Annotated in this window: 10 protein-coding genes, 2 tRNA genes and 1 pseudogene; 6 read left to right on the top strand and 7 right to left on the bottom strand. The window is 67.4% G+C overall.

Features of this window, described 5'->3' with window-relative positions:
- From ACFXN1_RS10340 to ACFXN1_RS10330, 3 genes and pseudogenes are all read left to right on the top strand, one after another.
- A pseudogene (locus ACFXN1_RS10340) lies at positions 1–234 on the top strand (hypothetical protein); the annotation flags it as partial.
- Positions 235–296: 62 nt separating this feature from the next.
- Positions 297–2501 (top strand): RNA degradosome polyphosphate kinase, encoded by a 2205-nt coding sequence (locus ACFXN1_RS10335; RefSeq protein ID WP_379446353.1) that lies wholly within the window; start codon positions 297–299, stop codon positions 2499–2501.
- The gene (locus ACFXN1_RS10330; RefSeq protein ID WP_379446352.1) at positions 2498–3457 is read left to right on the top strand and encodes an NUDIX domain-containing protein; all 960 of its coding nucleotides are present in this window, start codon (positions 2498–2500) and stop codon (positions 3455–3457) included. The genes ACFXN1_RS10335 and ACFXN1_RS10330 overlap by 4 nt, the downstream gene beginning before the upstream one ends.
- 278 nt (positions 3458–3735) lie before the next feature.
- Here ACFXN1_RS10330 and ACFXN1_RS10325 read toward each other — a convergent pair whose 3' ends face one another.
- From ACFXN1_RS10325 to leuC, 3 genes are all read right to left on the bottom strand, one after another.
- On the bottom strand, positions 3736–4371 hold the full coding sequence (locus ACFXN1_RS10325) for an HU family DNA-binding protein (RefSeq protein WP_379402801.1): 636 nt from the start codon (positions 4369–4371) through the stop codon (positions 3736–3738).
- A gap of 156 nt (positions 4372–4527) precedes the next feature.
- Positions 4528–5136: a 3-isopropylmalate dehydratase small subunit gene (gene leuD / locus ACFXN1_RS10320; RefSeq protein ID WP_379446351.1), complete on the bottom strand. Its 609-nt coding sequence runs from the start codon at positions 5134–5136 to the stop codon at positions 4528–4530.
- A gap of 57 nt (positions 5137–5193) precedes the next feature.
- Positions 5194–6618, bottom strand: a complete 1425-nt coding sequence (gene leuC, locus ACFXN1_RS10315) for a 3-isopropylmalate dehydratase large subunit (RefSeq protein ID WP_379446350.1) — start codon at positions 6616–6618, stop codon at positions 5194–5196.
- A 115-nt stretch (positions 6619–6733) separates the two neighbouring features.
- On the opposite strand from leuC, the gene ACFXN1_RS10310 reads away from it, so the two are divergent.
- Together ACFXN1_RS10310 and ACFXN1_RS10305 are read left to right on the top strand one after the other, a co-directional pair.
- On the top strand, positions 6734–7435 hold the full coding sequence (locus ACFXN1_RS10310; RefSeq protein WP_354837888.1) for an IclR family transcriptional regulator: 702 nt from the start codon (positions 6734–6736) through the stop codon (positions 7433–7435).
- A 254-nt stretch (positions 7436–7689) separates the two neighbouring features.
- Complete coding sequence (locus ACFXN1_RS10305; RefSeq protein WP_379446348.1) at positions 7690–8190, top strand: pyridoxamine 5'-phosphate oxidase family protein; 501 nt, start codon at positions 7690–7692, stop codon at positions 8188–8190.
- Positions 8191–8288: 98 nt separating this feature from the next.
- Here the strand turns inward: ACFXN1_RS10305 and ACFXN1_RS10300 are convergent.
- The 4 genes from ACFXN1_RS10300 to ACFXN1_RS10285 form a co-directional block, all read right to left on the bottom strand.
- Positions 8289–8361 (bottom strand) — tRNA-Glu (locus tag ACFXN1_RS10300).
- Between the two features lie 69 nt (positions 8362–8430).
- Positions 8431–8502 (bottom strand) — tRNA-Gln (locus ACFXN1_RS10295).
- A gap of 158 nt (positions 8503–8660) precedes the next feature.
- Positions 8661–10127, bottom strand: coding sequence for a glutamate--tRNA ligase (gene gltX / locus ACFXN1_RS10290; RefSeq protein ID WP_379446529.1), 1467 nt, complete (start codon positions 10125–10127; stop codon positions 8661–8663).
- 13 nt (positions 10128–10140) lie between these two features.
- Positions 10141–10914: a fumarylacetoacetate hydrolase family protein gene (locus ACFXN1_RS10285; RefSeq protein WP_354837894.1), complete on the bottom strand. Its 774-nt coding sequence runs from the start codon at positions 10912–10914 to the stop codon at positions 10141–10143.
- Between the two features lie 326 nt (positions 10915–11240).
- Between ACFXN1_RS10285 and ACFXN1_RS10280 the strand changes: the two genes are divergently transcribed.
- On the top strand, positions 11241–12221 hold a 981-nt coding region (locus tag ACFXN1_RS10280; protein WP_379463546.1), incomplete at its 3' end, for an MFS transporter.

Here is a 12221-nt window from a genome sequence, read left to right as displayed (position 1 = left end):
CCGAACCCGCTTTTCGGTCCGGACTCCGCCCGCCGCCACATCGCTGGCGGCGCGGTGGAGTTGCTGGGCAAGTGGCCCGGACTGCGGCAGGACGTCGACACCGCCGCGGATCTCGAGCGCGCCGCGGCGCTCGGGGTCGGAACGGCCACCTGCGCGCTGCTGCGTGAAATCGGCGTGTCGCAGGCGTGTCGAGGAATCGAAGATATGCACCGAGCCGGGTCCTCACTGTGCTGACGCCGCGTGATCTGCGCTGCAATGGACGGTGTCAGTTCGGCACCCCACCCGCGACATAAGGAATGATCGTGAGAGTGAGCGATACGGATACCGTCAAGCAACCGCCGCTACTACCGGCGGCGCCGCCCGCGGCAACCCCACCGCCCACCGCCTTAACGCCGCTGCCGGCGGACCGGTATGTCAATCGGGAACTCAGCTGGCTCGATTTCAACGCCCGCGTCCTCGCCCTCGCCGAGGACCATTCCCAGCCGCTGCTCGAGCGCGCCAAATTCCTCGCCATTTTCGCCTCGAATCTGGACGAGTTCTACATGGTCCGGGTGGCCGGTCTGAAGCGCCGCGCGGAAACCGGACTGTCGGTGCGGTCCGCCGACGGCCTGTCGCCCACCGAGCAGCTCGAGATGATCGCCGTCCGTACCCAGGAGATCGGCGAGCGCCACGCCCGCGTCTTCCTGGACCAGGTGCTGCCCGCGCTGACCGCCGAGGGCATCGCCATCATCCGCTGGGCCGATCTGGAGGACACCGAACGGCAGCGCCTGTCCGGATATTTCCAGGATCAGGTCTTCCCGGTGCTGACCCCGCTGGCGGTCGACCCGGCCCACCCGTTCCCCTACATCAGTGGCCTGAGCCTGAATCTCGCTGTGACGGTGAAGGATTCGATCACCGGCGGTGAGCACTTCGCCCGGGTCAAGGTGCCCGACAATGTGGATCGCTTCGTCCGGGTCCGCCGGGTCGCGACCGGCAATACCGCCTCGAACCGCGATTCCGCTGCGGCACAAGGCCCGTCCCTGGCCGCCTTCCTCCCGATGGAGGAGCTGATCGCCGCGCACCTGGATCAGCTGTTCCCGGGAATGGAAGTGGTGGAACAGCATTCGTTCCGGATCACCCGCAATGCCGACCTGGAGGTCGAGGAGGACCGCGACGAGGACCTGCTGCAGGCCCTGGAGCGCGAACTCGCCCGCCGCCGCTTCGGATCCCCGGTGCGGCTGGAAGTCTCCGACGACATGACCGAGCACATGCTCGATCTGCTGCTGCGCGAACTCGACGTGGACCCGGCCGACGTCATCCAGGTGCCCGGCCTGCTCGACCTGTCCTGCCTGTGGCAGGTCTACGGCGTGGACCGCCCCAGCCTCAAGGACGCCCCCTACGTCCCGGCCACCCCGCCGGCGTTCGGCGAACGCGAAACGCCCCGAAACGTTTTCGCCGCCCTGCGCGAGAACGACGTGCTGGTGCACCACCCCTACGACTCCTTCTCCACCAGCGTGCAGCGCTTCATCGAGCAGGCCGCCGCCGACCCGCAGGTGCTGGCCATCAAGCAGACCCTGTACCGCACCTCGGGTGACTCCCCCATCGTCAACGCGCTCATCGACGCCGCCGAGGCGGGCAAGCAGGTGGTCGCGCTGGTCGAGATCAAGGCCCGCTTCGACGAGCAGGCCAATATCAAATGGGCGCGGGCGCTGGAGCAGGCCGGCGTGCACGTGGTCTACGGCCTGGTCGGGCTCAAGACCCACTGCAAGACCTGCCTGGTGGTGCGGCGCGAGGGTGCCACCATCCGTCGCTACTGCCACATCGGCACCGGCAATTACAACCCCAAGACCGCACGCCTGTACGAGGACGTCGGATTGCTCACGGCCGCACCGGAGATCGGCGCGGACCTCACCGACCTGTTCAACTCGCTCACCGGGTACTCGCGAAAGGCCAACTACCGCAACCTGCTGGTCGCCCCGACCGGCGTGCGCGCCGGCATCGTCGAACGCATCGAGCGCGAGGTCGAGCTGGCCTCGCAGGGCGAACCGGCGCGAATCCGGCTGAAGGCCAACGCTATCGTCGACGAGCAGATCATCGACGCCCTCTACCGCGCCTCCCAGGCCGGGGTGCCGGTCGACATCGTGGTGCGCGGCATCTGCGGGCTACGGCCCGGGGTGGCGGGTATGAGCGAGAACATCCGGGTGCGCTCGATTCTCGGCCGCTTCCTGGAACATTCGCGTGTTCTGCACTTCCAGGCCCAGAACGAGTACTGGATCGGCAGCGCCGACATGATGCACCGCAACCTCGACCGGCGCGTGGAAGTGCTGGCGCAGGTGAAGGATCCGAAGCTGACCGAGCAACTGGGCCAGGTGTTCGACTCCGCGCTGCACCCGGCCACCCGCTGCTGGGTGCTGCAGGCCGACGGCAGCTGGGCCGCCCAGCCCGGACCCGACGTCCCCGGCGATCAGATCCGCGATCACCAGGAGCACCTGATGCGGCTGCGACGTCCGGTGCACCAGTGAGCCCGGCTCACTTCGATCCTGCCGCCGATTTCGCCGATCCCCGCGTCGCCGCCAATATTCTGGCGGCGGGCGCGGTGCTGTGGCGTCCGGCGGCGGATGGCGGGCTCGAGATCGCCCTGGTGCACCGGCCCAAATACGACGACTGGTCGCTGCCCAAGGGGAAATTGGATCCCGGTGAGACGCCGGTGGTCACGGCCGTGCGCGAGGTGGCCGAGGAAACGGGCCTGAATTCGCGCCTGGGCCGCTATCTGGGCCACGTGACGTATCCGGTGACCGGGCATCGCAAGCTCAAGCGAGTGGACTACTGGGCCGCCCGGGTCCTGGACGGGGCGTTCGAATCCAATCCGGAGGTCGACGCCCTGGACTGGCGTCGTCTCGACACCGTGATGGACGCCCTGTCCTATCCCATGGACCGCAGCATCGTCCGGAACTTCCTGCGCCAGCCCGCCGAAACCGCCACCCTGCTGCTGGTGCGGCACGCCAAGGCCGGTCGCAGCGACCGTTTCGCCGGTGACGACGATCTGCGCCCGCTCGAAAAGGCCGGTCGCGCACAGGCTCGCGCCCTGGTGCCGAACCTGCTCGCCTTCGGCGCGGCCGAAATCCTCTCCGCCCCACCGGACCGCTGTGTCCAAACTGTGACCCCGCTGGCGGAAAAGCTGGGCATGGACGTGGAACTCGAACCGCTGTTCTCCGAATCCGGTTATGCGGCAGCACCCGATGCCGCCCGCAAACGCGCCCGTGACCTGGTCTCCGCCGACACCGTGCGGGTGATCTCCAGTCAGGGCAAGGTGATTCCGGATCTGCTGGAGTGGTGGGCCGCCGCCGACGGCATCAGCCTGCCACCGGCTCGCAACCGCAAGGGCAGCGTCTGGGTGCTGTCCTTCCACGACGGCCGTCTGATCGCGGCCGACCATCTCGACCGCGCTCTCACCCCGGCCGATCTCCCCCGGGGCTGACGGCTTTCCGGCCCGTCGGCGGGCGTTTTTTCCCCGCCGGCCGGCGGCCCGGCCCGGCGAGAACCCTTGGAACGCCCCCGTACCGGCCCCTGTCCGGCCGAATCCATCCGGCGCACTGCCGATTTCCGCCGGGCGTACTGCCGATTCCAACCCCCCTCGAACCCCCAACCCACCCCCGCACAACCCGCCCCCGCACATACGAAACGGCCCGGCGATGCCGGGCCGTTTCACGTGTCGTCCTGCTCGAAAACCCCCGTCAGCGACGGGTTGTGGCCTCGCTACCGGCGAGCGGTGCGCTTGGCCGCGGTCTTCTTGGCGGGAGCCTTCTTGGCCGTCTTCTTGGCGGTGGCCTTCGAAGCGGTGGCCTTGGTGGCCTTCTTGGCGACCGTGGTCTTCTTGGCAGCAGTGGCCTTGGCCGGGGTCTTCTTCGCGACCGTCTTCTTCGCCACCGTCTTCTTGGCCGTGGCCTTCTTGGCGGGCGCCTTCGAGGCGGCCTTCTTGGCCGTGGTCTTGGCCGGCGCCTTGGTGGCGGCCTTCTTGGCCGTCTTCTTGGCGGTGGTCTTCTTGGCGGTGGTCTTACCCGAAACCGGGGCGGCCACACCGCGCTTCACGGCCGGGCCGCTCGAAGCGATCTTCTGCTTGCCGGCAATGATCGCCTTGAACTGAGCGCCGGGGCGGAACGCCGGCACCGAAGTCGGCTTCACCTTGACGGTTTCGCCGGTGCGCGGGTTACGAGCGACCCGGGCGGCCCGCTTACGCTGTTCGAAGACACCGAATCCGGTGATGGTGACGCTCTGACCTTTGTTCACAGCACGCACGATCGTGTCGACCATCTGCTCGACTGCAGCAGTAGCGGTGCGCCTGTCAGTACCCAACTTCTCGGTCAGAACATCGATCAGTTCCGCCTTGTTCATTGAATCCTCCGCAGACTAATGGCCCGTCGTCGGACCGACTAGGTACCACGGTAAACCCTTTCCGGGCAAGAGTCTATGTGCCACGCGGAAATACATGACGCATGGCACACGCTCAGCTACCTGGTTTGAGGGGGTTCAGCTAACGCCCATCAATGATTACGTCTGCGAAATACGGGCCGGAATGGTGGCGGGTTTCCAAGTCGGCCTTGCGTTTTCGAACCGGTCGATCTCATCACTGTGCTGCAGAGTGAGCCCGATGTCGTCCAGCCCTTCCAGCAGGCGCCACCGGGTGTAGTCGTCAATATCGAACGGCAACACGACCGTTCCGGCCGAGACGGTTCGCGCCTCGAGGTCCACCGCCAATTCCAAACCCGGCTGTTCCTCGAGCAACTTCCAGAGCAATTCCACATCGCTCTGCGCCATCCGGGCCGTCAGAAGCCCGTCCTTGCCCGCGTTCCCGCGGAAGATGTCGGCGAAGCGAGACGAGATCACCACCCGGAACCCGTAGTCCTTCAAGGCCCAAACGGCGTGCTCACGTGAGGATCCGGTACCAAAATCCGGACCAGCGACCAGCACACTACCGCGGTTGAAGGGCTCGGTGTTCAGAATGAAGTTCGGATCCGTCCGCCATGCCGCGAACAGGCCGTCCTCGAAACCCGTTCGGGTAACGCGCTTCAGATACACCGCCGGGATGATCTGGTCGGTGTCGACATTGGATCGGCGCAACGGAACGCCGATCCCCTTGTGGACCTTGAAGGCTTCCATCGGTGATTCTCCTGAGTCTGTGGGGGCAGCGGCATCTGGGCCGCTACCGGAATGTGATCAGTTCAGATCCGCAGGTGAGGACAGGGTTCCGCGCACCGCGGTGGCCGCGGCGACCAGCGGCGAGACCAGGTGCGTGCGACCGCCCTTGCCCTGTCGCCCTTCGAAGTTCCGGTTCGAGGTGGCGGCGCAGCGCTGACCGGGGGAAAGCTGATCCGGGTTCATACCCAGGCACATCGAGCATCCCGGCTGGCGCCATTCCGCGCCGGCAGCGGTGAAAATCTCGCCCAGACCCTCTTTTTCCGCCTGCAGCCGCACCCGCATCGAGCCCGGCACGATCAGCATGCGTACACCGTCCGCGACCTTTCGGCCCGTCAGAATGTCTGCGACCGCACGCAAATCCTCGATCCGGCCATTGGTGCACGAACCCACGAAAACCGTGTCCACGGTGACATCCCGCAGCGGAGTGCCCGGCTGCAGGTCCATGTACTGCAGCGCCTTCTCGGCGGCCGCGCGCTCGTTCTCGTCGACGATCTGCTCCGGATCCGGCACCGAGTCGCCCAGCGGCGCACCCTGTCCCGGGTTGGTGCCCCAGGTGACGAAGGGGGTCAGCGTGGAGGCGTCGATGTGGACCTCCGCGTCGAAAACCGCGCCCTCATCGGTCTTCAGGGCGTCCCAGGCGGCCACGGCGGCCTCCCAGTCCGCGCCCTCGGGCGCGTGCGGGCGGCCCTCCAGGAACTCGTAGGTGACCTCGTCGGGCGCGACCATGCCCGCGCGGGCGCCGGCCTCGATCGACATGTTGCACATGGTCATCCGGGCCTCCATGGACATGCCGCGCACCGCCTCGCCGCGGTACTCCAGCACGTAGCCCTGGCCGCCGCCGGTGCCGATCTGCGCGATGACCGCCAGGATCACGTCCTTGGAGGTCACGCCCGCGGGCAGCTGCCCATCGATATTGATGGCCATGGTCTTGAACGGGCGCAGCGACAAAGTCTGCGTCGCCAGCACATGTTCCACTTCCGAGGTGCCGATGCCCATGGCCAGCGCGCCGAACGCACCGTGGGTGGAGGTGTGCGAATCACCGCACACCACCGTGGTTCCCGGCTGGGTCAGGCCCAGCTGCGGGCCCACCACGTGGACGATGCCCTGATCGAGATCGCCCATCGGGTGCAGGCGCACACCGAATTCCTCGCAGTTCTTGCGCAGCGTCTCGACCTGCAGGCGCGACACCGGATCCGCGATCGGCTTGTCGATGTCGATGGTCGGGACGTTGTGGTCCTCGGTGGCGATGGTGAGATCCGGGCGGCGCACCGGGCGACCCGCGGCGCGCAGTCCGTCGAACGCCTGCGGGCTGGTGACCTCGTGCACCAGGTGCAGGTCGATGTAGATGAGGTCGGGTTCGCGATTCGCGCCCTCGCCCGCGCCGCGGACGACGACGTGCTGGTCCCAGACCTTCTCCGCCAGAGTGCGTGGCCGGTCGGCCATAACTGCTCACCTCTCGATTGACATACCCACGCCCCGTGGTGTGCGCGGTGACTGGCGTCCGAGCTGGGAGCGGCTGGTTTGCATTTCCCAACATGCGAGACGCTAATATCGTTCTATGAGACAGCATAGCGGTATCGGGGTTCTGGACAAAGCGATGGCCGTCCTGCACGCCGTAGCCGAGCAACCCTGCGGCCTCAACGAGCTCTGCACCCGCACCGGACTGCCCCGCGCGACCGCGCACCGCCTGGCCGTGGGCCTGGAAACCCACCGCATGCTGGCCCGTGACAGCCAGGGTCTGTGGCGGCCCGGCCCGGCCCTGTCGGAGCTGGCGACAACCGCCAGCGACCCGCTCCTCGACGCCGCCGCCACCATCCTGCCGCGCCTGCGCGAGATCACCGGCGAGAGCGTGCAGCTCTATCGGCGCGACGGCAATGCCCGCGTCTGCGTGGCCGCCATGGAACCCGCCGCGGGCCTGCGCGACACCGTGCCGATCGGGGCGCGCCTGCCGCTCACCGCGGGCTCGGCCGCCAAAGTGCTGCTGGCCTGGGCCGATCCCGAGATGCAGCGCACGGTCCTGCCCGAGGCCGTCTTCGGCGAGCGGGCCCTGGCCGAGGTGCGCCGCCGAGGCTGGGCGCAGAGCGCCGCCGAGCGCGCGGCCGGCGTGGCCAGCGTGTCCGCACCCGTGCGCGACGCCGCGGGCGGCGTGGTCGCGGCCGTCTCGGTATCCGGACCCATCGACCGCATGGGCCGCCGGCCGGGCGCCCGCTGGGCAGCCGATCTGGTGGCCGCCGCCGACGCCCTCCACAAGCGCCTCTGACGGACTTTCCGGGCCCGGGGCAACCCCCGGAGTGGCCACTGCCGTCACGACAGCCCCACGGGTCGCTCAGCCACCCGCCTGCAGTTTCTCGGCTTCCCGACCGCAGCCCTCGCCGGATTCCGGCGGGAGCTGCGCTGGTTTCCGGGGCCCGGATGTGCCGTTTCCAGGGCCGGATCGACCGCTCCAGCTGTGAGCCAGGTGGCAGGAAATGGCCACTGTGACTGTGCTCATACGCCGTAAATTACAGTCGGCCCATGGGAGTTAATCAACGCGCGCAGATCGTGATGTCCGACCAGGAGATCACCGAATTCATCGAGCGCAGCCGCATCGCCACCATGGCCACGCTGGGCGCCACGGGCGCACCGCATCTGGTCGCCATGTGGTACGCGGTGATCGACGGCGAGATCTGGTTCGAGACCAAGGCCAAGGCCCAGAAGACGGTGAATCTGCGCCGCGATCCGCGCATCACCGTGATGCTCGAGGCCGGCGACACCTACGACCAGCTGCGCGGCATTTCCATCGAGGGCCGCGCGGAGGTCGTCGACGACCCCGAGGCGCTGTTCAAGGTGGGAATCAGCGTCTGGGAGCGCTACACCGGGCCGTACACCGACGAGGCCAAGCCGTTCGTGGAGGCCATGCTGAACAAGCGGGTGGCCGTGCGCGTGGTGCCCGAGCGCACCCGCAGCTGGGATCACCGCAAACTCGGCTTGCCCGCCATGCCGCTGGGCGGCAGCACCGCCGGTCAGCAACCATAGGCACGGCTGGTCGGCAACCATGGACGCCGCCGGTCGGCAACCGTGGTCATACAGAAAAGCGAAGGCCCCCAGCCGTTCGGCTGGGGGCCTTCGCTTTGTAGTCCCGACGGGATTTGAACCCGCGCTACCGCCTTGAGAGGGCGGCGTCCTAGGCCGCTAGACGACGGGACCAGGATGAGATTTCGGCAGACTTTGCGGTCCGCCGAAGCTTCTCGAATTCGAGAACCGGAGCTCTCGCAGCTGGGGTACCAGGACTCGAACCTAGAATGGCTGAACCAGAATCAGCTGTGTTGCCAATTACACCATACCCCATTGACCTGGGCTTTCGGGTTCCTCCCGGGGGAAGCTCCCGACCGCTTTCCGGCCGAGAAGAAGATTAGCAGCATCCCCCGGCAGATACACAAACCGGCTGGTCAGAGGCCGGTTTGTGCATCATTTCGGATTACCTGCGGGCCTTCGCGGAACCGATCTCAGGCGATCCCGGCGAGCGCGGACCGCATGCGGTCCATGGTGAGCTCGCGGCCCAGCAGTTCCAGCGACTCGAACAGCGGCGGGCTGATGTGGGATCCGGTCACCGCCACGCGCACGGGCGCGAAGGCCTTGTTCGGCTTGAGGCCCAGTTCGTCGATGAGCGCGGCTTTGAGCGCCTCTTCGAGGGGCGTGACGGTCCATTCCGAAACGCCTTCGAGGGCTTTCACCGCCGCCTGCAGCACCGGAGCGGCATCGGGGCCCAGATTCTTTTTCTCCGCGGCGGGGTCGATGGCGAACTCTTCGGGCTTGATGAAGAGGAACTTCAGCAGATCCCAGCCATCGCCGAGCACCTTGATCCGGGTCTGCACCAGATCGGCCGCGGTTTCGAACAGCTTCTCGTCGATCTCGGCGCCGATATGGCCGTGTCCGGTAAGGAACTCGCGCAGCCGGTGAGCAAAATCACCGGGGTTCAGCATCCGAATATGTTCGGCGTTCAGCGCGTCGGCCTTCTTCTGGTCGAATCGAGCCGGATTCGAATTCACTTTCGAGATATCGAAGGCTTCCACCATCTCGGTCATCGAGAACAGGTCATGATCATCGGCGATGCTCCAGCCGAGCAGCGCCAGATAATTCAGCAAACCCTCGGGAATGAACCCGCGGTCGCGGTGATGGAAGAGATTGGACTCCGGATCACGCTTGGACAACTTCTTGTTGCCCTGGCCCATCACGAAGGGCAGGTGACCGAACTCCGGGGTGAACTCCGCGACGCCGATTCGTTTCAGCGACTCGTAGAGCGCGAGCTGCCGCGGAGTGGAGGACAGCAGATCCTCGCCGCGCAAAACGTGGGTGATCTTCATCATGGCGTCGTCGACCGGGTTGACCAGCGTATAGAGCGGATCGCCATTACCGCGGGTGAGCGCGAAGTCGGGGACCACGCCCGCACGGAAGGTGGTCTCGCCGCGCACCAGGTCGTTCCAGGTGAGGTCCTGGTCGGGCATGCGCAGCCGGACCACCGCCGGGCGGCCCTCGGCCTTGTAGGCGGCGATCTGCTCGGCGGTCAGGTCGCGGTCGAAGTTGTCGTAGCCGAGCTTGGGATCGCGGCCGGCGGCCTTGTGCCGGGCCTCGACTTCCTCAGGGGTGGAGAAGGATTCGTAGGCCTCCCCCGCCGCCAGCAGGCGCTGAACCACATCGAGATGAATGTCACGCCGCTGCGACTGCCGGTACGGGCCGTAGTGGCCGCCGACCTCGGGGCCCTCGTCCCAGGTGAGGCCGAGCCAGCGCAGGGCGTCGAGGATGGCGTTGTAGGACTCCTCGGAATCGCGTGCGGCGTCGGTGTCTTCGATGCGGAAGACGAAGGTGCCGCCGTGGTGGCGCGCGTAGGCCCAGTTGAACAGGGCGGTACGGACCAGACCCACATGCGGTGTGCCGGTGGGTGACGGGCAGAAACGAACCCGGACGTCAGTCATGGCTCTCTTTCGTTCAGCGTTTGGCGGCAACGGGATTGGACAGGGTGCCGATGCCGGAGACGGTCACCGACACGGTCTGGCCGGCCTGCAGCGGGCCGACGCCCTCCGGGGTGCCGGTGAGGATGACATCACCGGGGAGCAAGGTCATTACGGCGGTGACCCACTCGATCAGCTTCGGAATATCGTGCAGCAGAAGTGAAGTGCGGCTGCGCTGCTTCACCTGGCCGTCGACCTCGGTGACGATCTCCAGATCCGAAGGGTCCAGCGCGGTCTCGATCCATGGGCCGAGCGGGCAGAAGGTGTCGTAGCCCTTGGCGCGGGTCCACTGGCCGTCGTGGCGCTGCTGGTCGCGGGCGGTGACGTCATTGGCGACGGTGTAGCCCAGGATCACCTCGTTGGCGCGGGCGGCGGGCACGTCCTTGCAGGGGCGGCCGATGACGATCGCCAGTTCGCCCTCGTAGTCGACCTGAGAAGAGCTGGGCGGCAGGATGATCGGGGCGTTGGGGCTCTGGATCGAGGTGCTCGGCTTCATGAAGATGACCGGGTCGGCCGGGGCCGGGCCGCCCATCTCCTCGGCGTGCGCGGCGTAGTTCTTGCCGATGCAGATCACCTTGCTGGCGAGGATCGGGGCCAGCAGCCGCACGTCGGCCAGCGGCCAGCTGCGACCGGTGAAGGTCGGGGTGCCGAACGGGTGTTCGGCGATCTCCCGGACGACGGCGTCGGAACCGTCCCCTTCGATGCTGACGAAAGCGACTCCATCTGGGCTGGCAACTCGACCTAGGCGCATGGTTGGCATCCTATCGACCGGCCTCGACCTGCCCGAACGCGCCCAACCGCGGGGCGGGAACGGACCCGGGGACGAGGGTCGGCAGGGCGGGGGCGGGGGCGGCCGGGAGGGGTGGCATCCCGGCCCGCATCGCCCCGATCCGAATGTGGAAAGCCCTTATACGCAGGCGAACTCGGGTCTCGCGGGTGGACTCACAAGATCGGTGGGCGAGTGTGAGCAAACTGACAGCTCGTCCCAGAAATCGTCTTGCGCATCACGTGTACGGTGAGATCCGATGTTCACAGAGTAGGACATTAATTCCAAATAGTGAGACAGAGGTGAGGGCGATGGCCACCGTGACACAGATCGGGACGACACGACGGTGGACCATGCTGGCGCTCGGCGTCTTCGCCCAGAGCTCCAGCGCCGCGCTGGTGCACGGCACCGCCTTCCTGCTGCCTGCGCTGACCCAGCGCGGAATGCCGCTGGCCACCGCCGGTCTGCTGGTCGCCATGCCCACCGTCGGCCTGGTCTGCACGCTGATCGCGTGGGGCTGGATCGTCGATCATGTGGGCGAGCACAAGGCCCTGGTGGCCGGTCCCGCGCTGATGTTCGCGGCCGGCGTGGCGGCGGCGACGGTCTCGAACTATGTTGCGCTGGGCGCATTGCTGTTCCTGGCCGGGGCCGGAGCGGGCAGCACCAATGCCGCCAGCGGGCGGGTCATCGTGGGCTGGTTCCCGCCGGATCAGCGCGGGATGGCCATGGGCATCCGGCAGGCCGCCCAGCCGCTGGGCGTGGCCGTCGGCGCCATCACCATCCCGGCCGTCGCTGCGGCACACGGGTTCTCGATGGCCGTCCTGGTCCCCGCGGCCATGGCGGGCGCGGCCGCGGTCGGCTGCCTGTTCGGGATCGTGGATCCGCCACGGCCCGAATCGGCCGGGGGCGCAGGGCGTCCCGCCAACCCGTACCGTGGCGACTCCACGCTGTGGCGCATTCACGGGGTGTCGATTCTGCTGGTGATTCCGCAGGCCACCATCTGGACCTTCGGCCTGCTGTGGCTGCACCGGGATGTCGGCATGTCGCTGCCGGCGGCGGGCGCGCTGGTCACGGCCACCCAAATCCTGGGCGCGGGAGGACGAATCGGCGCGGGGATCTGGTCGGATCGGGTGGGCAGCCGGTTGCGGCCGCTGCGCACGGTGGCGATCGCGGCCGTAATCTCCATGTCCGCCTTGGCCGTAGCGGCCTGGACGCACCAGTGGTGGGCGGCCGCCCCGAACGACACCGTGCGCGCCCTCGTCACGGAGCTGGCGGTCGAGGCCATCCACGCG

This window comes from Nocardia sp. NPDC059154 (assembly GCF_042755705.1).
Classification (GTDB): Bacteria; Actinomycetota; Actinomycetes; order Mycobacteriales; family Mycobacteriaceae; genus Nocardia.
This window is presented reverse-complemented; position numbering and strand designations above follow the sequence as displayed.

Excerpts from the sequence above, each read along its gene's own strand:
- ACFXN1_RS10310 (WP_354837888.1), top strand. The coding sequence starts at position 6,734 with ATGAGACAGCATAGCGGTATCGGGGTTCTGGACAAAGCGATGGCCGTC.
- ACFXN1_RS10305 (WP_379446348.1), top strand. The coding sequence starts at position 7,690 with ATGGGAGTTAATCAACGCGCGCAGATCGTGATGTCCGACCAGGAGATC.
- gltX (WP_379446529.1), bottom strand. The coding sequence starts at position 10,127 with ATGACTGACGTCCGGGTTCGTTTCTGCCCGTCACCCACCGGCACACCG.
- leuD (WP_379446351.1), bottom strand. The coding sequence starts at position 5,136 with ATGGAAGCCTTCAAGGTCCACAAGGGGATCGGCGTTCCGTTGCGCCGA.
- leuC (WP_379446350.1), bottom strand. The coding sequence starts at position 6,618 with ATGGCCGACCGGCCACGCACTCTGGCGGAGAAGGTCTGGGACCAGCAC.
- ACFXN1_RS10285 (WP_354837894.1), bottom strand. The coding sequence starts at position 10,914 with ATGCGCCTAGGTCGAGTTGCCAGCCCAGATGGAGTCGCTTTCGTCAGC.
- ACFXN1_RS10335 (WP_379446353.1), top strand. The coding sequence starts at position 297 with ATGATCGTGAGAGTGAGCGATACGGATACCGTCAAGCAACCGCCGCTA.
- ACFXN1_RS10325 (WP_379402801.1), bottom strand. The coding sequence starts at position 4,371 with ATGAACAAGGCGGAACTGATCGATGTTCTGACCGAGAAGTTGGGTACT.